Source organism: Variovorax sp. 160MFSha2.1 (genome assembly GCF_048305075.1).
Classification (GTDB): domain Bacteria; phylum Pseudomonadota; class Gammaproteobacteria; order Burkholderiales; family Burkholderiaceae_C; genus Variovorax; species Variovorax guangxiensis.
In genome coordinates, this window is sequence record NZ_CP157624.1 from 5824945 (window position 1) to 5848525 (window position 23581).

The window sequence follows — 23581 nt, forward strand, 5'->3', positions numbered from 1 at the left end:
CGCTTCTACAGTGGCGGCTTCCGGATTCGTCCCACGACAGGAGACAACGTTGACCAAGATCCAGGGCCCCTCGCCCATCCTCACCCCGCGCGACTGGGATGCCCACCCCAGCTACATCTACCCCGGCTACAAGTCCACCGTGAAGCGCGGCCCGCAGAAGCCGCTGATTCCGCTGAAGGCCTCGCTCGGCGAACTGCAGCAGCCGGTGTACGGCCACGACAGCATCGGCGAGTTCGACCACGACCTCACGCGCAATGCGCGCAAGAACGGCGAGCCGCTGGGCGAACGCATGATCCTCACCGGCCAGGTGCTCGACGAGCGCCGCCGCCCGGTGGCCAACACGCTGGTCGAGCTGTGGCAGGCCAACGCCGCCGGCCGCTACGTGCACAAGGTCGACCAGCACGACGCGCCGCTGGACCCCAACTTCCTCGGCGCCGGCCGCTGCCTGACCGACAGCGAAGGCCGCTACCGCTTCCTCACCATCAAGCCCGGCGCCTACCCCTGGGGCAACCACCCCAACGCCTGGCGTCCGCAGCACATCCACCTGTCGCTGTTCGGCCAGAGCTTCGCGAGCCGCCTGGTCACGCAGATGTACTTCCCCGGCGACCCGCTGCACCAGTACGACCCGATGATCACCGGCACCCCCGAGCGCTACCGCAACCGCCTGATCGCCGACTTCAGCCTCGACATCACCGAGGACGGCTACGCACTGGGCTACCAGTTCGACATCGTGCTGCGCGGCGCCGACGAGACGCCTTTCGAGAACCGCTGAGCCAGGAGACACACACCATGCTGATGACCGCACTGGAAGCCGACTTCGGCCAGACCCCCTCGCAGACCGTGGGCCCCTACTTCGCCTACGGCCTCACCGCCACGCAATACGGCTACGACTTCGACCAGCCCTTCGACGCCGTCCTCGCGCTCGACAGCGCCAAGGGCCAGCGCATCCGCCTCGAAGGCCGCGTGCTCGACGGCGACGGCAACCCGATCAACGACGCGATGGTCGAGATCAGCCAGCCCGACGGCGAAGGCCGCTATCCGCAGACGCCCGAAGAGGCGCGCGCCATGGGCTTTCGCGCCTTCGGCCGCGTGGGCACCGGCACGCACGAGGGCAACCGCTTCGTGTTCCACACCGTCAAGCCCGGCGCCGAGTCGCCCGGCGAGGCACCGCACATCAACGCGATCGTGCTGATGCGCGGCCTGCTGCTGCATGCCTTCACGCGCATCTACTTCAGCGACGAAGCCGAAGCCAACGCGAAGGACGCGGTGCTGCAGAGCGTGCCGGCCGAGCGCCGCCACACGCTGATCGCCGAGCGCGTGGAGCAAGGCGGCGCCGTCACCTACCGCTTCGACATCCGCATGCAGGGTGCCGACGAGACGGCGTTCTTCGACGTCTGATCCACCTGATCTCTCAGGGAAATCCCGGACACAAAAAAGCCCGCTGACGCGGGCTTTTTGTTTCTGGAAGCGCTCGGCCTGCTTATTCGGCGCCGTGGTGGATGCGCGACTCGGGCACCGTCTTCAGCTCGCCCGGCAGCGAGCTGATGTAGCTGGCCAGCGTCTTCAGTTCGGCGTTGGTGAACTTCTTCTCCTCGACCTGCTGGCCCATCACAGCGTTCGAACGGCCCAGGTGCGAGTTGTTCTTCACGCGGTACGACTTGAGCGCGACGAAGAGGTAGTCGGCATGCTGGCCGGCCAGCTTGGGCACGGTGCCGTCGTTGGGCGTGTTGAAGTTGGCGCCGTGGCACTTGGTGCAGCTGTTGTCGGCGTTGCGGGTGATGAGGGCCTCCACGTTGGCCGGCGTGGGCTTGGCCAGCGTGGCGGGAGGTGCGCTGCCGTCCTTCAGGCCGAGCTGGCTGTAGTAGGCGGCGACGTCGGCGATGTCCTGGTCGGTGAGCGTGTCCGCGATGGCGCGCATGGTGGGATGCTTGCGGTCGCCGCCCTTGTACGCGGTGAGCGCTGCCGTGATGTACGTGGCGCTCTGGCCAGCGATCATCGGCACCTTGTGAATCTCCGGGAAGCTGGCCTGGTAGCCGATGATGCCGTGGCAGCCCACGCACATCTGTACCTTCTTTGCTCCGTCCTGGGCCTTGCCAGTGACTTGTTGGGCTTCAGCCGAGACCGTCACGGAAGCGACAGCAAGGGCAAACATCGTGGTCAACAACTTGTTCATTTTGCGCGCACAATCTCGTGGAGAGTACAGTTTTTCGGATCAACATTCGATTATATGCAGGGGTCCCCTGGAACCCTGTGCAGGCCAACCCTGAGGCTGCACGACGCACATCGGGTGTGTTCTTTTCTCCACCCCAGCCTTCGCTCCACCCATCGCACTCATGAAATTCCAGGGCTCAGACAACTACGTCGCCACTCAGGACCTGATGCTCGCCGTCAACGCGGCCATCACGCTCAAGCGCCCGCTGCTCGTCAAGGGCGAGCCCGGCACCGGCAAGACAATGCTGGCAGAGGAAGTGGCCCAGTCGCTCGGACTGCCGCTTCTGCAGTGGCACATCAAGTCGACCACCAAGGCGCAGCAGGGCCTCTATGAATACGACGCCGTGAGCCGCCTGCGCGACTCGCAACTGAAGGACCTCGACGGCGGCGAGCGCGTGAGCGACATCAACAACTACATCGTCAAGGGCGTGCTCTGGCAGGCCTTCACGGCCGACCAGCCCGTGGCGCTGCTGATCGACGAGATCGACAAGGCCGACATCGAATTTCCGAACGACCTGCTGCGCGAGATCGACCGCATGGAGTTCTACTGCTACGAGACGCGCGAACTCATCCGCGCCAAGCACCGGCCGGTGGTGTTCATCACCTCCAACAACGAGAAGGAACTGCCCGACGCCTTCCTGCGCCGCTGCTTCTTCCACTACATCAAGTTCCCCGACGCCGAGACGATGAAGCACATCGTCGCCGTGCACTTCCCCGGCCTCAAGCAGGAGCTGCTCGCGGCCGCGATGAAGACTTTCTACGACGTGCGCAACCTGCCCGGCCTGAAGAAGAAGCCCTCCACCTCCGAGCTGCTCGACTGGCTCAAGCTGCTGGTGGCCGAGGACATCCCGCTCGAGGCCCTGCAGAGCAAGGACGACAAGGTCGCGGTGCCGCCGCTGGTGGGCGCGCTGCTCAAGAACGAACAGGACGTGACGCTCTTCGAGAAGCTCGTCTTCATGCAGCGCAACAACCGCTGAACCCATGAGCGGCCAGAAACACTCCACCAGACAGCTGATGAAGCTGGGCATCGCCCAGGCGGTGCTCTTCATGGTGGGCGCGCTGCTGGGCCGCGGGCTCGGGCTGCTGCTGGGTTTCGACGCTTTCGGCAGCGGCGAATACAACAAGCGAGAGCTCATCGGCATCGCGCTGATCGGCCTGGGCGGCGGCGCAGGCGCACAGGCCGCGCGTGTCTGGTACACAGGCAAGTACGGCGACCCGCGCGGCTGAAGAGGGACACGACCGGAGAGTGGGAGAAGAAGAGATGGCGTTCGTCGAACCTGTCACGCTGAAGGCACGCGGCATCGCGCTGGTGCCGCTGTCGCTTGACCACGAAGAGGGCCTTCGCACCGCGGCCGCCGACGGCGAGCTGTGGAAGCTGCGCGTCACCTCCGTGCCCGAGCCGGAGAACACCCGCGCCTACATCGAGACCGCGCTCAAGACCACCGACCGCTTCGCCTTCGCCGTGACTGACGAGGCCACCGGCACCGTGCTCGGCTCCACCAGCTACCACGACATCCTGAGCGCGGTGAAGCGCGTGGAGATCGGCTACACGTGGTACGCCGCGCGCTGCCAGCGCACGCACGTCAACACCGCCTGCAAGCTGCTGCTGCTCGCCCATGCCTTCGACGCACTGGGCTGCAACGTGGTGGGCTGGCGCACCGACAACTTCAACTTCGCATCGCAGCGTGCCATCGAGCGGCTGGGCGCCAGGAAAGACGGCGTGATCCGCGGCAACGCGATGCGCCGCGACGGCACCATCCGCGACACCGTCATGTACAGCCTGCGCGCGGGCGAGTGGCCCGAGGTGAAGGCGCAGCTGCTGTACCTGCTCGACAAGCCGCGCGCCTGAAAGAAACACAAGGAGCACCCCATGCTCATCGACTTCTTCTACACCCTGCGCTCGGCCAAGCTGCCGGTGTCGGTCAAGGAATACCTCACGCTGCTGGAGGCCCTGCAGGCCGACGTGGTGGGCCCCAACTCCGACGGCGCCTACGGCATCGACGACTTCTACTACCTCTCGCGCACCGCGCTGGTGAAGGACGAGAAGCACTACGACAAGTTCGACCGCGCCTTCGCCGCCTACTTCAAGGGCGTGGAGATGCTGACCGACTTCACCAAGGAAGTGCCGCTCGACTGGCTGCGCAAGACGCTGGAGCGCGAGTTCACGGCGGAAGAGAAGGCCAAGATCGAGAAGATGGGCTGGGACGAGCTCATGGAAACGCTCAAGAAGCGCTTCGAAGAGCAGAAGGAGCGCCACGAGGGCGGCAGCAAGTGGATCGGCACCGGCGGCACCTCGCCCTTCGGCAACGGCGGCTACAACCCGCAAGGCATCCGCATCGGCGGGGCGGGCAAGAACCGCAGCGCCGTGAAGGTGTGGGACCAGCGCGCCTACAAGGACTACGACGACACGCAGGAACTCGGCACGCGCAACATCAAGGTCGCGCTGCGCCGGCTGCGCAAGTTCGCGCGCGAGGGCCATGACGAGGAACTGGACCTCGACGACACCATCCACTCGACCGCCGCCAACGCCGGTTTCCTCGACATCAAGATGCGGCCTGAGCGCCACAACAACGTCAAGGTGCTGCTGTTGATGGACGTGGGCGGCACGATGGACGAGCACATCCAGCGCGTGGAGGAGCTGTTCTCGGCCGTGAAGACCGAGTTCAAACACCTGGAGTTCTTCTACTTCCACAACTGCGTGTACGACTTCATGTGGAAGAACAACAAGCGCCGCTTCTCCGAGAAGTTCGCCACCTGGGACATCCTGCGCAAATACAACAAGGACTACAAGCTCATCTTCGTCGGCGACGCGACCATGAGCCCCTACGAGATCCTGCAGCCCGGCGGCAGCGTCGAATACAACAACGAGGAAGCCGGCGCCGAGTGGATCCAGCGCCTGACGCACGCCTTTCCGAAGTTCGCGTGGATCAACCCCGAGCCGCAGGGCGTGTGGCAGTACCGCCAGAGCATCGCGGTGATGCAGCAGCTGATGTCCAACCGCATGTACCCCCTCACCTTGCGCGGGCTCGAGGAGGCGATGCGCATGCTGTCCAAGTAGGACGATGCCGCCGATCCGGCGGGGCCTTCAGGAACCGGCCGGGCTTGCTGTCAGAATCCGCCCATGGTCAGGGCGGTTCCTGTTTCTTCGCCGGCGTGGTGGCCGGCTTTGTTTTTGTGCGGCGTCCTGCTCTTGCAAGGCTGCAGCCTGCTGCCGAAAAAGGAATCCGCCGAAGAAAACAAACCCGTGGCCGGCCTCGTGCGCAGCGGCGCGGCGGGTGCCGGCACCACCGGTGCCGACAAGGACGAGAAGGAAGACGGCGGCAGGAAGGCCGGTGACAAGCGCGACGCCTTCACCGTCGACGTGCGCGGCCCCGAAGCCGTGCGCGACTACCTCAAGCTGCATCTCGAAATCCAGCGCTACCGCGAGCTCGACGACCTCGGCGCCACCGAGATCTCCCGCCTCATGGTGGCCGCAGAGGCCAACGCCCGCGAACTGCTCGCCACGCTCGGCTACTTCACGCCCACGCTGACGCTCGAACTCAACGAGACGCCGCAGGGCGCGAAGGCCCCGCGCGAGATCGTCATCAACGTCTCGCCCGGCGAGCTCACCAAGGTGAGCAACGTGCAGATCAGCTACGCCGGCCCTATCGCCGACGACCCGGCCGCCGAGTCGCAGCGCGACACCATCCGCACCGCCTGGGCCCTGCGCGCCGGCCAGCCCTTCACCCAGCAGGCCTGGGACGACGCGAAGACCACCGCGCTGCGCAGCCTCACGGCGAAGCGCTTTCCCACGGGCAGCATCGCGATCAGCCGCGCCGAGGTGGATGCCGACCGCAGCGAGGCGCGCCTGAGCGTGACCTACCAGTCGGGCCCGGCCTACAAGTTCGGGCCGCTGGTGCTGCGCGGCATCCAGCGCTACGACCCCGACGGCGCGCGCCGCATCGCGCGCCTGCCCAGCGGCCAGGACTACGACCAGCAGAAGCTGCTCGACGCCCAGCAGCGCCTGGCCAGCAGCGGCTACTACGACTCTGTGTTCCTCACGCTCGACACCGACGGCGGCAACCCGCTGGCCGCGCCCGTCATCGCGCAGCTGCGCGAGGCGCCGCTGCAGAAGGTGGTGCTGGGCGTGGGCTTCACCACCGACAACGGCCCGCGGCTTTCGATCGACCACATCCACAACCAGGTGCCGCTGCTGGGCTGGCGCGCCGTCTCGCGGCTGTCGGTGGACAACGACATCAAGTCGCTGTCTACCGAGCTCAAGGCCATTCCCGACGACCGCGGCTGGCGCTGGTTCGCGGGCGCGGAGCTCAAGAGCGAGCAATCGGGCAGCTACGTGGTCGACAGCGGCCGGCTGCGCGGCGGGCGCAGCAAGTCGGGCGACCACATCGACCGCAGCTATTTCCTGCAGTACGACTACGCGCAGAACCGCGGCACCAACGCGCCGCCCTCGGCCTCGGCCGTGACGGCCAACTGGGGCTGGACAGGGCGCTACTTCGACGACAACTCCGCCCCCTCGCGCGGCTACGGCCTCGCGCTGGAGGTGGCTGCCGGCTACACGCTCACCGGCGAGCAGGTGCCCTTCACGCGCACCTACGCGCGCTGGCTCGGCGTGCTGCCGCTGGGCTCGGCCGAGGACAAGGAGCTGCGCGCGCGCCGCAGCCGCCTGCAGCTGCGCGTGGAGGCCGGCGCGGTATCGGCGAAAGACAGCGCGCAGATCCCCTCCACGCTGATGTTCCTGACCGGCGGCGACACCACCGTGCGCGGCTACAGCTACAAGCAGATCGGCACCGTGCGCCCCGACGGCACCACCGTCGCCGGCCGCTACCTCGGCGTGGCCAGCGTGGAGTGGCAGCGCCCCTTCGTCTACAACGACAAGCTCACCGAATGGGAGAGCGTGGTGTTCGTCGATGCCGGCGCCGTGGCCGACAAGCCCGGCGAGCTCAAGCCCAAGGTGGGCGTGGGCGTGGGCGCGCGCTGGCGCAGCCCGGTCGGGCCGGTGCAGGCCGACCTGGCCTACGGCGTGGACTCGAAGAAGTTCCGCCTGCACTTCCGCCTCGGCTTCACCTTCTGACGCAGGCCACGCAGATGCAGACCGACGACCAGAAGCCTACGCCGCCCTCGCCTCCCCGCCGTTCGCGCGCGCGGCGCGCGGTGCGCGCCCTGGCCTGGACTGTCGCCGGCCTGTTGCTGGCCGTGGTGCTGCTGGTCGCCGGCGCATGGTGGTGGCTGGGCTCGAACACCTCACTCGCATTCGCGCTCGCGCAGGCGGCGCAGCGCCTGCCAGCCGGCCAGACGCTCGAAAGCCGCGACGTGAGCGGCTCGCTGCGCACCGGCGGCCGCATCGGCTGGCTCAAGTACCAGAGCGAGAGCATCGCCGTGGAGGTGAACGACGCCACCATCGGCTGGCAGCTCGCGCCGCTGCTGAAGCGCAGGGTGCAGCTCGGCGAGGTGCATGCGAAGCAGGTGCTGATCGAGAAGCGCGGCCCGCCGAGCGACAAGCCCACCGAGCCGCTCGAACAGCTCGCCCTGCCGATAGAGGTCGAACTGCCCTTCCGCATCGACGAACTGCGCGGGGCCGGCCCGCCCGTGCTGCAGGCGCTCAATCTCTCGGGCAGCTACAGCTACAAGGCGGCCGAGCATGCGCTCGAGGTCAAGGGCGTGGACATCGCCAGCGGCCACTACAGCGCCCGCGTGAAGCTGCAGGGCCCTGCGCCGATGGCGATCGACGCCGCACTCGACGGCCGCGTGAAGGCGCCCGTGGCCGAGGACCACGACATCGACGTGATGGCCACCGCCACTGTCAAGGGCACGCTCGCCGGCGCCGGTGCGCGCCTGCAGGTGGCGGCAGAGCTGAAGCCTGCCGAGGAGAACGCCGACGCGCCCATGGCGGCCAGCCTGCAGGCGCAGATCGCGCCCTGGCTGCCCCAGCCGGTGATCGACGCGAAGGCCGACCTGCGCAACGTCGACGCATCGAGCCTGTGGCCCGGTGCGCCCGAAACGCGGCTCACCGGCACCGTCGAACTGCAGCCCGATGCCGACACCGGCCCCGCAGCCTGGAAGGCCTCGGCCGACATCCGCAACGCCCTGCCCGGCCCGTGGGACAAGGAGAAGCTGCCGCTCGAACAGCTGCTGGCCAGGGTCGGCTTCGACGGCACCAGCTGGACCATTTCCGAAGCCACCGTGCGCGCGGGCGGCGGGCGCATCGACGCGGCCGGCAAGTGGAGCCCGGCGCCCTCGCCCTGGCAGGCGCAGGCCACCGTGCGCGGCGTGAGGCCCGCGGCGCTGCACAGCGAGCTTTCTGGCGCACCGGTCAGCGGACAGATCAAGGCCGAGCAGAAGGACAGCGCCATCGCCTTCGACGCCAGCCTGCGCGCCGAGGGCGGCGGCGCGGGCAGCAAGGCCCTGCCCGGCTTCGCGCTCGACCGCGCGCTGGCCCAGGGCCAGTGGAAGGACCAGGTGCTCGAGCTGCGCACGCTGCGCATCGATGCGCAGCGCGCCAGCGTCGACGGCCGCCTGCAGGTGCGCGTGGCCGAGCAGGCCGCCAGCGGCAAGCTGGCCCTCGCCCTGCCCGGCGGCAGCGCGCAGGTCGAAGGCCGCATTGCGCCCGATTCGGGCAGCGGCGAGGTCAAGGCCGCCATCGATGACGCCGACACCGTGCAGCGCTGGGTGCAGGGCCTGCCGGGGATGTCCGGCGTGTTCGGCAACGCCGGCGCCAAGGGATCGGCAAAGCTCGACGCCAGCTGGCAGGGTGGCTGGCGCACCATCCAGCGCCGGCTGGAAAACCCCAACGCCCCCGCCCCGCGCGGCGTCGCCGAACCGAGCCTGAAGGCCGCACTCTCGGTGCCGCGCCTCGACCTCACCCTGCCCTCCGAGCAGCCCGGCGCAACGAACACCGACATCCAGCTGCGCAACCTGCAGGCCGACCTTGCCGGCAGCCTCGCGCAGGCCACGCTCGCGCTGAAGGGCGAGGCCGCCACCGGCACGCAGAAGTTCGACATCGACACCCGCGCCAGCGGCGGCATCGCCGGTGTCGGCCAGTGGCGCGCGGCGCTGGCCAGCCTGAAGCTGCAGGCGCAGGACAGCGCTCGACCCGGCGCGCCATGGGTGCTGGAGCTGGGGCGCGAAGTCACCGCGACCATCCGCACCGCGAGCGGCAATGCGCCGCGCCTCGACGTGGAAGCTTCCGCCGCCTCGGCCACGCTGCGAGGCCCCGTACCGGGCACGGTGCGCATCGACTGGCAGCCGCTGCGCTTCAGCCAGAGCGGCGCGGCGCCCAACCGCGTGTTCCGCGTGCAGTCCAAGGGCCAGCTGCAGGGCCTGCCGATGGCCTGGGCCAGCGCGCTCGGCGCCAATACCGCGCTCGGCGAATACGGCATCAGCGGCGACCTGATGTTCAACGGCGACTGGGACATCGACGCGGGCGACACGCTGCACGCCAAGGCCCGCCTCGCACGCCAGAGCGGCGACATCCGCGTGCAGGCCGGCGAGGCCGCGCTGGTCACGCGCATCACCAGCACCGGCACGGGCACCGCGAGCGAGCGCACGATGAATTCCGCCTCGGCCAGCGGCGACGCGCCCAGCACGCCGGCCGGCCTGCGCCAGGCCGAGCTGCGCCTGGATGCCGACGGCGACGCGGTGCGCGCCGTTCTCGCGTGGGACAGCGAGCGCGCCGGCAAGATCGACGCGCAGCTCGACACCCGCGTGCAGCAGCGCGCCGGCGGCTGGCAGTGGGCGCCCGACGCGCCGCTGGGCGGCACCATCAAGGCCATGCTGCCGAACCTGGGCGTGTGGTCCATGCTCGCGCCTCCGGGCTGGCGCATTGCGGGCACATTGGACGCCAACGCCACGCTCTCGGGCAACCGCGCCGCGCCGCGCTGGAACGGCACGCTGGGCGCCGACAAGCTCGCGCTGCGCGCGCCGGTCGAAGGGCTGGACCTGCGCGACGGCCGGCTGCGCGCCACGCTCACCGGCGAGCGCGTGCAGATCACCGAATTCACGCTCAAGGGCGGCGCCGGCAGTTCGGCGCGCATCGGCGGCCAGAGCGGCAACCGCAGCACCGCCGCCAGCGAGGCCCGCACCGACGGCGGCACGCTCTCAGCCAGCGGCGAGCTCGCCTGGGGCCCGGCCAGTGGCTCGGCCTCCGGCATCCGCATGGCGCTGCAGGGCCAGCTGCGCGCGCTGCGCGTGCTGGTGCGCACCGACCGGCAGGTCACACTCTCGGGCGACCTGCAGGCGCGGCTGGACAACGGCCAGTTCACCGTGCGCGGCAAGCTCAGGACCGACCGCGCCGTCATCATCCTGCCCGACGAGACCGCGCCCAGCCTGGGCAGCGACGTCGTCGTGCGCTCCGCCGCCAAGGACCGCGAGGCCGCCGAGGCGGCGAAGCGCGAGGCCGCCCGCGCCGACGCACAGGCCGCGAAGCCGCAGACCGCCAAGCCGCCGGACATCACCGTCGAGTTCGACCTGGGCGACGACTTCGCGGTGCAGGGCCGCGGCATCACCACGCGCCTCGAAGGCAACCTCGAGATCCGCAGCACCCGGCTCGATGCGCCGCCGCGCATCACCGGCGAGGTGAAGACGGTGAAGGGCCAGTACCGCGCCTACGGCCAGCAGCTCGACGTGGAAACCGGCATCGCGCGCTTCAACGGCCCCTTCGACAACCCGGCGCTCGACATCCTCGCGATCCGCCCCAACCTCTCGCAGCGCGCGGGCGTGCAGATCACCGGCACCGCGCAGTCGCCGCGCGTGAAGCTGTATTCGGAGCCGGCGCTGTCCGATGCCGAGACGCTCTCATGGGTCGTGCTGGGCCGCGCCTCGGCCACCAGCGGCGGCGAATCGGCGCTGCTGCAGCAGGCCGCGCTGTCGCTGCTCGGCAAGATCGGCGGCGCCTCCACCGGCGGCAGCCTCGCGAGCCGCTTCGGCCTCGACGAACTCGGCTTCAAGGGCCCGGGCGACGGCGGCGACCTGCGCGAATCGGCAGTGACGCTGGGCAAGCGCCTGTCGAAGGACTTCTACATCACCTACGAGCGCAGCATCGGCGGCACCTTCGGCACCCTCTTCATCTTCTACGACCTGACGACGCGCCTCACCCTGCGCGGCCAGGCCGGACAGACGAGCGGCCTCGACCTGATCTACACGGTCAAGTACGACTGAAGCGGGATCGGGACCGGGCAGCCGAACGCAGAGGTCGCGAAGGTTGCGCGAAAGTCGCAAAAGGAAAACCAGAAAATGGTTTTCTGTCTCTTCTGCGGCCTCTGCGTAGCTTTTGTATTTTTTCTGCGTTCGGCTGTCGGATCCCTTCCCCCGGCCCGCTCCCGACTTCGGCCTTGACCCGCGTCTTGCGCGCGTGATAAGAACCGTCCCTCGCCTTCACCGAGGAGCGACCACGATGAAAAGAGTTGGAGACAAGGGCGAGAGCCTTCGGAACTTTCCAGATGGCTCTCGGACATCCGCCCCGCCGGGGCTCTCGCGCATCGCCCTCACGCGAGGCGCATTGCGCGGCACGATCGCGCTGATCGCGGGCCTCGCGCTCGTGGCGTCCGTCCCCTACTGGGGCGGCATGCACTTTCCCGTCACCAGCCTCGTGATCTACGTCGCGGGCATGGTGTTCATCGCGATGCCGCTGTGCCTCTACTACGAGTCCCTGCTCATGGCGCAGGCAGCAGCGTCGCCCGATGGCTGCGAAGCGCCGATGCCACGATAGACATCAGCTGCGGCGTCTTGCCCGCATCGAAATCGCGCAGCAGCTGGATGCGCATGCTCGGTGCCCAGAACGACTTCAGGTGCGCGGCAATGGCCTGCGTGGCCGCGCCCGCGTCGCTGGGCGACTGCGCCTGGAAGAAGCTGCCGATCTGGTTGGCCATCTTCACGAGTTGCGCCGATTGATCGTGCTCCATTTGGTTTCCGGAAAGTTGTAGCGTTGAAAAAGGGAACGGCTCAGCGCAGCCGCTGGGGGTGGCTGTACACGCCAAGATCTTCCTGCCGCACGAAGCCCACCAGCGTGAGCCCCGCGCGCTGCGCCGTGGTCACCGCGAACGAGGTCGGTGCCGACACGGCGGCCAGCAGCGGCGCGCCGGCCATCGCGGCCTTCTGCACCATCTCGAAGCTCGCGCGGCTGGTGACGGCGATGAAGCCGCCGGACGCATCGACGTCGTTGGCCGCGAGCGCGCCCACCAGCTTGTCGAGCGCGTTGTGGCGGCCCACGTCCTCGCGCAGCCACATCACCTCGCCCTCGGGCGAACACCACGCCGCCGCGTGCACCGCGCCGGTGGCTTCCTGCAAGGTCTGCTGCGAAGGCAGCCGCGACATCGCCCGGCCGATGGCCTCGCGCTCGAAGCGCACGGCGGCATCGTCGCGCAGCACGGGAATCTCGCGCGACACTTGCGTGAGGCTTTCGGTGCCGCACAGGCCGCAGCCGGTGCGCCCGGCCATCGAGCGGCGGCGCTGCCTGAGGCGCGCGAATGCGGCGCTCGACACCTGCATGTGCACCGTGAAGCCCAGCGCCGACTGCTCGGCCTCCACCGAATAGAGCTCGTGCGCCTCGTCGAGGATGCCCTCGCTCAGCGAGAAGCCTAGCGCGAAGTCTTCCAGGTCGAGCGGCGTAGCCAGCATCACCGCATGCGAGATGCCGTTGTATTCGAGCGCGACGGGCACCTCCTCGGCAACCCAGTCCTGCACGTCGAAGGGCCGGCCGCCGCGCACGCCGTGCACGGGCAGCAGCTGCGCGCCTTCGCAGAAGCGGACCGTGTCTGCGGCCTGCATGGTCATGCGCGATGCATCCTCACTTGGCCGGCACCGTCTCGTTGCTCTGGTGCGAGGCAGCGGCGAGCAGGTCGTGCTGCGTCCGGTTGAAGCGGCTGTACTCCTGCTGCCATGCCGAAGGCTGCATCACCGGCGCCACCTGCACCGCCGTGACCTTGTATTCGGGGCAGTTGGTGGCCCAGTCGGAGTTGTCGGTGGTGATCACGTTCGCCCCCGACTCGGGGAAGTGGAAGGTGGTGTAGACAACGCCCGGCTGCACGCGCTCCGACACCGTGGCGCGCAGCACCGTCTCGCCCGCGCGGCTCTGGATGCCGACCCAGTCGCCTTCCTTCACGCCGCGTTCCTCGGCGTCGTGAGGATGGATCTCCAGCCGATCCTCGCTGTGCCACTGGTTGTTCTCGGTGCGCCGCGTCTGCGCGCCCACGTTGTACTGCGAGAGGATGCGCCCGGTGGTCAGCAGCAGCGGGAACCTGCGCGTGACCTTCTCGTCGGTCGCCACGTACTGCGTGACGATGAACTTGCCCTTGCCGCGCACGAAGCGGTCGATGTGCATGGTGGGCGTGCCGTCGGGCGCGTTCTCGTTGCAGGGCCACTGGATGCTGCCGAGCTCGTCGAGGCGCTTGTAGCTCACGCCGTGGAAGGTGGGCGTGAGCGCGGCGATCTCGTCCATGATCTCCTCCGGGCTCTGGTAGTCCATCGGATAACCCAGGGCCTGCGCGAGCTTCACCGTCACTTCCCAGTCGGCATAGCCCGCCTTCGGCGGCATCACCTTGCGCACGCGCGAGATCCGGCGCTCGGCGTTGGTGAAGGTGCCGTCCTTCTCCAGGAAGGAGGAGCCCGGCAGGAACACGTGCGCGTACTTGGCGGTCTCGTTGAGGAAGATGTCCTGCACCACCACGCATTCCATGGCCATCATCGCGGCGGCCACGTGCTGGGTGTTCGGGTCGGACTGCACGATGTCCTCGCCCTCGCAGTAGAGGCCCTTGAAGCTGCCGCCGATGGCGGCATCGAACATGTTGGGAATGCGCAGGCCCGGCTCGGGGTCGATCGGCACGCCCCAGGCGGCCTCGAACGCGGAGCGCGTGGTGCTGTCCGACACATGGCGGTAGCCCGGCAGCTCGTGCGGGAAGGAGCCCATGTCGCAGGAGCCCTGCACGTTGTTCTGGCCGCGCAGCGGGTTCACCCCCACGCCCTCGCGGCCGACGTTGCCGGTGACCATCGCGAGGTTGGCGATGCCCATCACCGTCGTCGAGCCCTGGCTGTGCTCGGTCACGCCCAGGCCGTAGTAGATGGCGGCATTGCCGCCGGTGGCGAAGAGCCGCGCGGCCGCGCGCATCTCGGCGGCCGGCACGCCGGTCACCGCCTCGGTGGCCTCGGGCGACTGCTCGGGGCGTTCGACGTACAACTTCCACTCCTTGAAAGAAGCGGTGTCGCAGCGCTCGGCCACGAACTCGTCGGCCATCAGCCCCTCGGTCACGATGACGTGCGCCAGCGCCGTGACCACCGCCACGTTGGTGCCGGGGCGCAGCTGCAGGTGGTGCGCCGCCTCGATGTGCGGCGACTTCACGATGTCGATGCGGCGCGGGTCGACCACGATCAGCTTCGCGCCCTGGCGCAGCCGCTTCTTCATGCGCGAGGCGAACACCGGGTGGCCGTCGGTCGGGTTGGCGCCGATCACCATGATGACGTCGGCCTTGTCCACCGAGGCGAAAGTCTGCGTGCCCGCCGATTCGCCCAGCGTCTGCTTCAGGCCGTAGCCCGTGGGCGAATGGCACACGCGCGCGCAGGTGTCGACGTTGTTGTTGCCGAAGGCGGCGCGCACCAGCTTCTGCACGAGGTAGGTCTCCTCGTTGGTGCAGCGCGAGGAAGTGATGCCGCCGATGGAGTCGCGGCCGTACTTGGCCTGCAGGCGCTTGAACTCGCTGGCCGCATAGCCGAGCGCGGTCTCCCAGCTCACCTCCTGCCACGGGTCGCTGATGTTCTTGCGGATCATCGGCTTGAGCATGCGGTCCTGGTGCGTGGCATAGCCCCAGGCGAAGCGGCCCTTCACGCAGGAGTGGCCCTCGTTGGCCTTGCCGTCCTTCCACGGCACCATGCGCACCACCTCGTTGCCCTTCATCTCGGCCTTGAACGAGCAGCCCACGCCGCAGTAGGCGCAGGTGGTGATCACGCTGTGCTCGGGCTGGCCGAGCCAGATCACCGACTTCTCCTGCAGCGTGGCGGTGGGGCAGGCCTCGACGCAGGCGCCGCAGCTCACGCACTCCGAATCCATGAAGGCCTCGTCCTGGCCCGGCGACACGCGCGACTCGAAGCCGCGGCCGCTGATGGTCAGCGCGAAGGTGCCCTGCGTTTCCTCGCAGGCGCGCACGCAGCGGTTGCACACGATGCACTTCGAGGGGTCGTAGCTGAAGTACGGGTTCGACTCGTCCTTCTCGCTCTTGAGGTGGTTGGCGCCGTCGAAGCCGTAGCGCACGTTGCGCAGGCCGGTCACGCCCGCCATGTCCTGCAGCTCGCAGTTGCCGTTGGCCGAGCAGGTGAGGCAGTCCAGCGGATGGTCGGAGATGTAGAGCTCCATCACGCCCTTGCGCAGCTCCTGCAGCCTGGGCGTCTGCGTGCGCACCTTCATGCCGGCTTCGGCGGGCGTGGTGCACGAGGCCGGAAAGCCCCGGCGGCCCTCGATCTCGACCAGGCACAACCGGCACGAGCCGAAGGGCTCCAGGCTGTCGGTGGCGCAGAGCTTGGGCACCTGGATGCCCGCATCCACCGCCGCGCGCATCAGCGAGGTGCCCGCGGGCACCGTGACTTCGTTGCCGTCGATCTCCAGCGTCACCTCGCGCTCCGATTCGCGCTTGGGGGTGCCGTAGTCGATGTCCTTGAGATGGTTCAACATGTTGGGGGCTTTCACTGAGGCCTGAGGCAAATGCGGGAGCGGACAGCCGAACGCAGAAGTCGCGAAGATTTCGCAGAAGTCGCAAAAGGAAAACCCAAAATGGTGTTTGTCTCTTCTGCGATCTCTGCGTAGTTTTTGTATTCCTTCTGCGTTCGGCTGTCCGTATCCGGATGCGTCATGTCAGGCGGCCTTTCTATCGGGAGCTTCGATGCCGAAGTCCTGCGGGAAATGATCGAGCGCCGAGAGCACCGGGAACGGCGTCATGCCGCCCATGGCGCACAACGAGCCGTGGACCATCGTGTCGCACAGGTCGCGCAGCAGCATCACCTGCTGCGGGCGGTTCTGGTTGCCGCGGATCTTGTCGATCACTTCCACGCCGCGCGTCGAGCCGATGCGGCAGGGCGTGCACTTGCCGCAGGATTCGAGCGCACAGAACTCCATGGCGTAGCGCGCGAGCTTCGAGAGGTCGGCCGTGTCGTCGTGCACCACGATGCCGCCATGGCCCACGGTGCCGCCCACGGCCGCGTAGGCCTCGTAGTCCAGAGGCAGGTCCCACTTCGATTCGGGCAGGTAGGCGCCCAGCGGACCACCGACCTGCACCGCCTTGATGGGCCGGCCCGAGGCCGAGCCGCCGCCGTAGTCGTAGAGCAGTTCGCGCAACGTGACGCCGAAGGCCTTCTCGACCAGGCCGCCGTACTTGATGTTGCCCGCCAGCTGCATCGGCAGCGTGCCACGCGAGCGGCCCACGCCGTAGTCGCGGTAGAAGGCCGCGCCGCGCGCCAGGATCAGCGGCACGCTGGCCAGCGTGATGACGTTGTTGATGAGCGTGGGCTTGCCGAACAGCCCCTCGATGGCCGGCAGCGGCGGCTTGGCGCGCACGATGCCGCGCTTGCCTTCCAGGCTTTCGAGCAGCGCCGTCTCCTCGCCGCACACGTACGAGCCCGCGCCCTTGCGCACCGCGAGCGAGAAGCGCTTGCCCGAACGCAGGATGTTGTCGCCGAGGAAGCCCGCCGCCTCGGCGATACGGATCGCCTCGTTCAGCGTCGCGATCGCGTGCGGGTACTCCGAGCGCACGTAGATGTAGCCCTGCGTCGCGCCGGTGGCGAGGCCCGCGATGGTCATGCCCTCGATGAGCATGAAGGGGTCGCCCTCCATCGTCATGCGGTCGGAGTACGTGCCCGAGTCGCCTTCGTCGGCATTGCAGACGATGTACTTCTGCGAAGCAGCCGTGCCGAGCACCGTCTTCCACTTGATGCCGGCCGGAAAGGCCGCGCCGCCACGACCGCGCAGGCCGGAGTCGAGCACCTGCTGCACGATGTCCTCGGGCGCGAGCGCCAGCGCGCGGCGCAGGCCGGCGAAGCCCTCGTAGGCCTGATAGTCGGTGAGCGACACCGGGTCGGTGATGCCCATGCGCGAGAAGGTCAGGCGCTCCTGCTTCTTCAGGTAAGGGATCTCCTCGGTCGGGCCGAGCGCCAGCGGATGCCTGCCGCCGGTGATGAAGCCCGCGTCGAACAGCCCCGCCACGTCGTCGGGCGTCACCGGGCCGTAGGCGATGCGGCCGGCGGGCGTGTTCACCTCCACCAGCGGCTCGAGCCAGAACATGCCGCGCGAGCCGTTGCGCACGATCTCCAGCATCAGGCCGCGCGCCGCTGCCTCCTTCGCGATGCAGCGGGCCACGCGGTCTGCGCCGGCGGCGAGCGCGGCCGAGTCGCGCGGGACGTATACGGTGATGGTGCTCATGGGTTGACCTGCGCGACCAGCGCATCGAACGTGCGGGGCGTCATGCGCGCATGCGGCTGGTCGTCCAGCGTCATCGCGGGCGAGGAGGCGCACAGGCCGAGGCAGAAGGCCGGCTCCAGCGTGAACGCGCCGTCCTTCGTGGTGCCGTGCGCGCTGCAGCCCAGACGAAGTTCCGCATGGGCCAGCAGCGCATCGGCGCCCATCGACTGGCAGGCCTCGGCGCGGCAGATCTGGATCACATGGCGGCCCGCGGGCGCGCTGCGGAAGTGGTGGTAGTAGGTGACGACGCCGTGCACCTCGGCGCGCGAGAGGTTCTGCGCCTCGGCGATCACCGGCACCGCGTGGGCGGGGATGTAGCCGAGCGCGTCCTGCACGTCGTGCAGTATCGGCAGCAGCGCGCCGGGTTCGTTCTCGTGCACATGCAGGATGCGCTGCACGGCGGCGAGTTCGCTCGCCTCGTGCCCCTGCTGCGCCTGCTGAACCTGTTCTTGTCTCATGGTCCGTCCGATCTGCTCCGCTGCGTGAAGCCTTCGAGGCCTTGCAGGCGGAGCTGTTTTCATCGTGGTTCGTCACGGGTTCGACGTCGCGAATTCGACGCGAATCCCGTGGTCGTCCGCTTGGGGATCAATGTCGATGAATCGGGCGTCGGGGGCCTTGACACAAGTCAATTTCCGCCGAAACAAGCACGGTGCCAATGCGCACAAACCCTGCGGGCGCGCAGGGTTTCGCAAGGACCGGGAGAACTGCCTGAAAGACCCTATCGGGCGGAGGCTTCGCGCGCCCTGCGCAGCTGCGCTTCGGCTTCTTCGTCGCCCACCTCGCCGGTGACCTTCGCGGGGCGGCCCGCGATGCGCGAACGGTCGGGAAAAACCTTGCCTTCGGTGAGCAGCGAACCGGGCTCGACGATGCATCCGCGGCCCACCACCGAGCCGTTGAGCGCGACGGTGTTCTCGCCGACGACGGCGCCGTCGCCCACGGTGCAACCGTGCAGCATCACGTGCGGGCCGACCATCACCTCGGCGCCGATGGTGAGCGGGAAGCCGGGGTCGGCGTGCAGCATCACGCCCGCCTCCACCTGGCTGCCGCGGCCGACGGTGATGGGCTCGTTGTCGCCACGCAGCACCGAGTGCGCGCCGATGCTGCAGCCGGCCGCCAGCACGACCTGGCCGATCACGCTGGCGCTCTCGGCCACTCGGGCGCTGGCGTCGATGACCGGTTCATGCGCGTCAAGTCGGTAGATCGTCACTGCAAAGGCTCCTGTTCATCGGCAAAAGGCCCCGCCATCTTCATGGCGGGGCCGCGGGGGAAAGGCGGATGCCCGGATGGTACCGGCGCTGCCGCCTTCGGTGGTGTGCAGGTGTTCTATTCGGTGCTATTCGGTACGGCTGGCCTCGATGTGCTTGCGGCGCATCGGGCGCAGCACGAACCAGGCCATCAGCGCCGCGAGCGCATTGACCGCGCTGGCCGCGATGAAGACGGCCTGCCAGCTGCCTGTGGAGGCGGCCAGCACGCTCGACAGGGGCACCAGCAGCGAGGCCGTGCCCTTGGCGGTATAGAGCATGCCGGCGTTCGAGGCCGCGTACTTGGAGCCGAAGGTGTCGGCGCAGGTCGAGGGGAACAGGCTGTAGATCTCGCCCCATGCGAAGAACACGATGCCCGTGAGGATCACGAACAGCAGCGGGTTCTGGCCGTAGTGGTAGAGCATCAGGATGCCGACCGACTCGATCGCGAAGGCGATGAACATGGTCTGCTCGCGGCCGATCTTGTCCGACACCCATCCGAAGAATGGCCGCGTGAGGCCGTTGAGCACGCGGTCGATGGCCAGTGCGAAGGTCAGCGCGGGCAGCACCAGGCCCATGATGTTGACCGGCACGTCGATGATCTTGAAGTCCTTGGCGATGGGCGCGAGCTGCGCGGTGGCCATCAGGCCGCCGGCCGCCACCATCACGAACATCGCGTACATCACCCAGAACACCGGCGAGCGCAGCACCTCGGAGGGCGCGTAGTCGCGGCGCGACTGCTGCACGGCGCGGTTGTTGGAAGCCTTGGCGTGGTCGGGCGCGCGGGTCAGGAGCCATGCGAGCAGGAACACGATGAGTCCCTGCCCGATTCCAAAATAGAGAAAGGCTGCCTCATAGCCGCTCGACTTGATCATCGCGGAGATCGGGATGATCGTGAGCGCAGAGCCCGCACCGAAGCCCGCGGCGGTCATGCCCGCCGCGAGGCCGCGCCGGTCGGGGAACCACTTGAGCGCATTGCCCACGCAGGTGCCGTAGACCGCGCCCGCGCCGATGCCGCCGATGGCCGCCGCCACGTACAGCAGCGCCAGCGAGTCGGCGAACGAGTTGAGCACCCAGCCCACGCCGCAGAGCACACCGCCCACCAGCACCACGGGACGTGGTCCGAAGCGGTCGACGAGGTAGCCCTCGATGGGCACCAGCCAGGTTTCGGTGAGCACGAAGATGGTGAAGGCGACCTGGATCGCGGCGCGGCTCCAGCCGTGCTTGTCGGCGATCGGATTGACGAAGAGCGTCCAGCCGTACTGCAGGTTGGCGATCATCGCCATGCAGACGATGCCTATGAGCAATTGGCCCCATCGGTACGCCTCGGATCGGGTCGCGTTGGCGCCATAGGTTTCGGACGGGGGGTACATCGCGGCGTTGGAACCTGCGATCGTGGAGGTGGGCCGAGTCATGGAGTTGTCCTTGGTGTTTTCGTTGAAATCCGACGGGCTGCCAGAGCAGAGCAATCAGTCGAGCGAACTGTGCGCATCGACGGGCGACGAGGCTTCGTTGACATCGATACACGGCATTGGAATCACCAGTTTTCTGCGCGTGAATGACTGTCGGACCGAGCGACTCAAAAACTCTTGACCTCAGTCAAGTTCACACGAATCGCGCCCTCGGCGAACCCCCGAGGTATCCCTAGCACGAGGCACTGATTCCTCTCTGGAAATCGCACCGCGCGCGACGCGCACGAGAGGCCGCTGCGACGCGTGTCGAACGGCCTCTCGCGCATCGCATCAAGGAACAGAAATGGATGGAGGAATTTCGATGATTCGCGCGTGATGGTTGCGCGCCATTTTTCGATGCACGCATCGGCTCTTGGGATGTCCCTCGATGGCTTCGCGATGCGCGTCGCGCGCGGCCGATGCTCTTCCGATCGGCTCTGGCAGGCGGAACTTTCACCCCATGACGGGACCCTGTCCGACAGGGAAAAAATTGACCCAGGTCAAGAAACGCAAAAATCGCGTTTGCCCTCGTCTAGGGTAAACCCTAAAATTCAGGGTAATCCCTTCGGTCTTTCCGATTCAGTTTCAGATTCTTTTTTTGGAGCCATCAAATGAGCCACACGACCCTGAATTCCAACGCACTGCGTGCCCCGTCTTCTTCCTCGGCCGCCAGCAACGTCATGCGCGAGCTGTTCGCGGTGATGCCCATCGTGATCTTCTACAAGGCCGCTCGCGCCGCGCTGATGCAGCGTCGCTCGTCGTTCGTGCAACGCTGATCCGCCGCACGCAGCAGCCAGGCAATCCCCGCAAGGAGCGCGCGCGAGTCACTCGCCGCGCTCTTTTTCCTTGGGGCCTTCGAACGGGACGATCTGCGCGATCAGCGCGGGCCCGTCGCTCAGCAGGAACTCCTTGAAGGCCTGCGCCACCGGCGGCAGCCGCTTGCTGCGGCGATGCACCACGTACCAGTTGAGCATCAGCGGGAATCCCTGCACGTCGAGCACGCAGAGGCTGCCGGCGCGCAGCTCCTGGCTCACAGTGTGGGCCGACACGAAACTCACGCCCATGCCCGCGATCACCGCCTGCTTGATGGTCTCGGTGCTGCGTATCTCCATCGCGACGTTGATGCCGCTCAGGTCGCCGCCGAAGCCGTCCTCCATCGAGTGCCAGGTGTCGGAAGCCTTCTCGCGTACCACGAAGGGCTCGCGCATCAGCCGCGCCCGCGGGATGTTTCTCTCTTGCGCCAGCGGATGACCGGGCGCCGCGACGATCACGTAAGGGTGCGGCGCAAAGGGCTGGTTGACGGTGTCCAGGTCGGTAGGCGGGCGCACCATGATCGCGAGATCCGTAAGGTTCTCCGCGATGTGGGTCAGCAGCTCCGCGCGGTTGTGGACCGTGAAGTTCAGCGTCACGCCCTGGTGGCGGCTCGCGAACTCGACCAGCAGGCGCGGAAAGAAGTAGTCGCCCGCGCTGATCACGCCCACGTTGAGCTTGCCGCCCGAGACGCCCTTGAACTGCATCATCGCGTGCTCGGCCGCCTCGAACTGCTGGATGATCGCGCGGCTGATCTGCAGCAGCTCGGTGCCCGCGGGCGTGAGGTAGATCTTCTTGCCGAACTGCTCGAAGAGCGCGTTGTCCGCATGCTCCTCGAGCTTGCGCACCTGCGTGGAGACGGCGGGCTGCGTGAGGTGCAGTTCCTCGGCCGCGCGCGAGAAGCTCAGCAGCCGCGCCACCGCCTCGAAGACCTTCATCTGGCGCAAGGTCGCGTGTTTCATCGCAGGGCCTTCGAAGCTGGGGGCGCTCAGCGCGGTATTCGGGCGACGTGCAGCAGGTTGGTGGTGCCCGACTGCCCGAAGGGCAGGCCCGCCACCACCACCACGTCGTCCCCCTCCTTCGCGAAGCCCTCGGTGCGCGCCGTGCGGCATGCGCAGTCGATCATCTCCGCCACGTCGTGCACGTCGTCGACCAGCACCGCGTGCACGCCCCAGACCATCGCCATGCGACGCGCGGCGGCCACGTCGGGCGTGAGGCTCAGGATGGGCACCGCCGGGCGCTCGCGCGCCGCGCGCAGGCTCGTGAAGCCCGACGACGTGTAGGTCACGGTGGCGGCCGGCGCGAGCAGCGAGGCCACCTGGCGCATCGAGGCGCACACCGCATCGGCCGTGGTGGAAAGCGCTGCATCGTGCGTGGCGTCGATGCCCGTGCGGTACGACGGATCGGCCTCCACGCGCGCGATGATGCGGTCCATCATCGCGACCGCCTCCAAAGGGTACTTGCCCGAGGCCGACTCGGCCGAGAGCATCACCGCGTCGACGCCGTCGTACACGGCGGTCGCCACGTCCGACACTTCGGCGCGCGTGGGTACGGGCGAGACGATCATCGATTCGAGCATCTGCGTCGCCACCACCACGGGCTTGCCGCGCTTGCGGCATGAACGCACGATCAGCCGCTGAAGCTCCGGCACCTGCTCGGGCGGCAGCTCCACGCCGAGGTCGCCGCGCGCCACCATGATGCCGTCGCACAGTGCGACGATGGCATCCAGGTGCTCGATGGCAGCGGGCTTCTCCAGCTTGGCCATGATCCAGGCACGCGAGCCGATGATGGCGCGCGCCTCCTCGATGTCCTCGGGCCGCTGCACGAAGGAGAGCGCGACCCAGTCCACGCCCATCGAGAGGCCGAAGGCCAGGTCGTCGCGGTCCTTGGGCGTGAGCGGCGAGATCGGCAGCAGCACGCTGGGCACGTTGACGCCCTTGCGGTCGGAGATGTCCCCGCCGACCAGCACCGTGGTCTCGGCGAAGTCGGGGCCATGGCTGTCCACGCGCAGGCGCAGCTTGCCGTCGTCGAGCAGCAGCTCGGTGCCGTTCTGCAGCGCGGCGAAGATTTCCGGGTGCGGCAGCGGCGCACGGCGTGCATTGCCACTGGCCTGGTTCATGTCGAGCCGGAAACGCGCGCCCGCGTCGAGATGCGTCCGCCCGCCCTCGAAGGTGCCCAGCCGCAGCTTGGGCCCCTGCAGGTCGAGCAGGATGCCGATGGGCCGGCCGTGCTCCTTCTCGAGCCGGCGGATGGTCTCGATGCGGCGCGCATGGTCGTGCTGCGTGCCGTGGCTCAGGTTGAGCCGGAACACGTCCACGCCGCGTCCGAACAGCGCGCGGATGGCCTGCTCGTCGGTGGTGGCCGGGCCGAGGGTTGCGACGATCTTGGCGCTGCGCGTGCGTCTCATCGAACGCCTCCGGTACCGAGGGCCTGGCTCC

20 protein-coding genes are annotated in these 23581 nt (G+C 68.1%); 10 read left to right on the forward strand and 10 right to left on the reverse strand.

Annotated elements, in window-relative coordinates; genetic code table 11:
* Positions 1–58 precede the first annotated feature (58 nt).
* On the forward strand, positions 59–772 hold the full coding sequence (gene pcaH / locus ABL838_RS26840; protein WP_184640953.1) for a protocatechuate 3,4-dioxygenase subunit beta: 714 nt from the start codon (positions 59–61) through the stop codon (positions 770–772).
* Positions 773–795: 23 nt separating this feature from the next.
* Positions 796–1398 carry a protocatechuate 3,4-dioxygenase subunit alpha gene (pcaG, locus tag ABL838_RS26845; RefSeq protein WP_369662391.1) on the forward strand — a complete coding sequence of 201 codons (603 nt, stop codon included), beginning with the start codon at positions 796–798 and terminating at the stop codon, positions 1396–1398.
* A gap of 82 nt (positions 1399–1480) precedes the next feature.
* On the opposite strand, the gene ABL838_RS26850 is transcribed toward pcaG, so the two are convergent.
* Entirely contained in the window at positions 1481–2173 is a 693-nt protein-coding gene (locus ABL838_RS26850) for a c-type cytochrome (RefSeq protein ID WP_126023575.1), read from the reverse strand.
* Positions 2174–2333: 160 nt separating this feature from the next.
* Between ABL838_RS26850 and ABL838_RS26855 the strand changes: the two genes are divergently transcribed.
* From ABL838_RS26855 to ABL838_RS26885, 7 genes are all read left to right on the forward strand, one after another.
* Positions 2334–3188: an AAA family ATPase gene (locus tag ABL838_RS26855; protein WP_126023576.1), complete on the forward strand. Its 855-nt coding sequence runs from the start codon at positions 2334–2336 to the stop codon at positions 3186–3188.
* Between the two features lie 4 nt (positions 3189–3192).
* A complete protein-coding gene (locus ABL838_RS26860) occupies positions 3193–3438 on the forward strand; it encodes a hypothetical protein (protein WP_184640784.1) in 246 nt (81 codons plus the stop codon).
* A gap of 34 nt (positions 3439–3472) precedes the next feature.
* Complete coding sequence (locus tag ABL838_RS26865) at positions 3473–4060, forward strand: GNAT family N-acetyltransferase (protein WP_418122735.1); 588 nt, start codon at positions 3473–3475, stop codon at positions 4058–4060.
* 21 nt (positions 4061–4081) lie between these two features.
* The gene (locus ABL838_RS26870; RefSeq protein WP_184640786.1) at positions 4082–5269 is read left to right on the forward strand and encodes a vWA domain-containing protein; all 1188 of its coding nucleotides are present in this window, start codon (positions 4082–4084) and stop codon (positions 5267–5269) included.
* A 63-nt stretch (positions 5270–5332) separates the two neighbouring features.
* Positions 5333–7282 carry an autotransporter assembly complex protein TamA gene (locus tag ABL838_RS26875; RefSeq protein ID WP_418122736.1) on the forward strand — a complete coding sequence of 650 codons (1950 nt, stop codon included), beginning with the start codon at positions 5333–5335 and terminating at the stop codon, positions 7280–7282.
* Positions 7283–7296: 14 nt separating this feature from the next.
* Positions 7297–11364 (forward strand): translocation/assembly module TamB domain-containing protein, encoded by a 4068-nt coding sequence (locus ABL838_RS26880; protein ID WP_418122738.1) that lies wholly within the window; start codon positions 7297–7299, stop codon positions 11362–11364.
* A 235-nt stretch (positions 11365–11599) separates the two neighbouring features.
* The gene (locus ABL838_RS26885; protein WP_184640789.1) at positions 11600–11914 is read left to right on the forward strand and encodes a hypothetical protein; all 315 of its coding nucleotides are present in this window, start codon (positions 11600–11602) and stop codon (positions 11912–11914) included.
* Here ABL838_RS26885 and ABL838_RS26890 read toward each other — a convergent pair.
* The 7 genes from ABL838_RS26890 to oxlT all read right to left on the reverse strand — a co-directional run bounded on the left by ABL838_RS26890 (position 11859) and on the right by oxlT (position 20255).
* Positions 11859–12107 (reverse strand): formate dehydrogenase subunit delta, encoded by a 249-nt coding sequence (locus ABL838_RS26890; RefSeq protein WP_418122740.1) that lies wholly within the window; start codon positions 12105–12107, stop codon positions 11859–11861. The genes ABL838_RS26885 and ABL838_RS26890 overlap by 56 nt on opposite strands.
* 40 nt (positions 12108–12147) lie before the next feature.
* Complete coding sequence (gene fdhD, locus ABL838_RS26895) at positions 12148–12972, reverse strand: formate dehydrogenase accessory sulfurtransferase FdhD (protein WP_418125917.1); 825 nt, start codon at positions 12970–12972, stop codon at positions 12148–12150.
* Between the two features lie 19 nt (positions 12973–12991).
* Positions 12992–15862, reverse strand: coding sequence for a formate dehydrogenase subunit alpha (gene fdhF, locus ABL838_RS26900; protein ID WP_418122741.1), 2871 nt, complete (start codon positions 15860–15862; stop codon positions 12992–12994).
* Between the two features lie 180 nt (positions 15863–16042).
* Positions 16043–17602 (reverse strand): formate dehydrogenase beta subunit, encoded by a 1560-nt coding sequence (locus ABL838_RS26905; protein WP_418122742.1) that lies wholly within the window; start codon positions 17600–17602, stop codon positions 16043–16045.
* Positions 17599–18099 carry a formate dehydrogenase subunit gamma gene (locus ABL838_RS26910; protein WP_418122743.1) on the reverse strand — a complete coding sequence of 167 codons (501 nt, stop codon included), beginning with the start codon at positions 18097–18099 and terminating at the stop codon, positions 17599–17601. Before ABL838_RS26910 ends, ABL838_RS26905 begins: the two co-directional genes overlap by 4 nt.
* 260 nt (positions 18100–18359) lie before the next feature.
* The gene (locus tag ABL838_RS26915) at positions 18360–18848 is read right to left on the reverse strand and encodes a gamma carbonic anhydrase family protein (protein ID WP_418117894.1); all 489 of its coding nucleotides are present in this window, start codon (positions 18846–18848) and stop codon (positions 18360–18362) included.
* A 126-nt stretch (positions 18849–18974) separates the two neighbouring features.
* A complete protein-coding gene (oxlT, locus tag ABL838_RS26920; RefSeq protein ID WP_418120524.1) occupies positions 18975–20255 on the reverse strand; it encodes an oxalate/formate MFS antiporter in 1281 nt (426 codons plus the stop codon).
* Positions 20256–20944: 689 nt separating this feature from the next.
* Here oxlT and ABL838_RS26925 point away from each other — a divergent pair.
* Positions 20945–21109, forward strand: coding sequence for a hypothetical protein (locus ABL838_RS26925; RefSeq protein ID WP_418117896.1), 165 nt, complete (start codon positions 20945–20947; stop codon positions 21107–21109).
* A gap of 48 nt (positions 21110–21157) precedes the next feature.
* On the opposite strand, the gene ABL838_RS26930 is transcribed toward ABL838_RS26925, so the two are convergent.
* On the reverse strand, positions 21158–22105 hold the full coding sequence (locus tag ABL838_RS26930) for a LysR family transcriptional regulator (protein ID WP_418122744.1): 948 nt from the start codon (positions 22103–22105) through the stop codon (positions 21158–21160).
* A gap of 26 nt (positions 22106–22131) precedes the next feature.
* Entirely contained in the window at positions 22132–23550 is a 1419-nt protein-coding gene (pyk, locus tag ABL838_RS26935; protein WP_418122745.1) for a pyruvate kinase, read from the reverse strand.
* Positions 23551–23581: the final 31 nt, after the last annotated feature.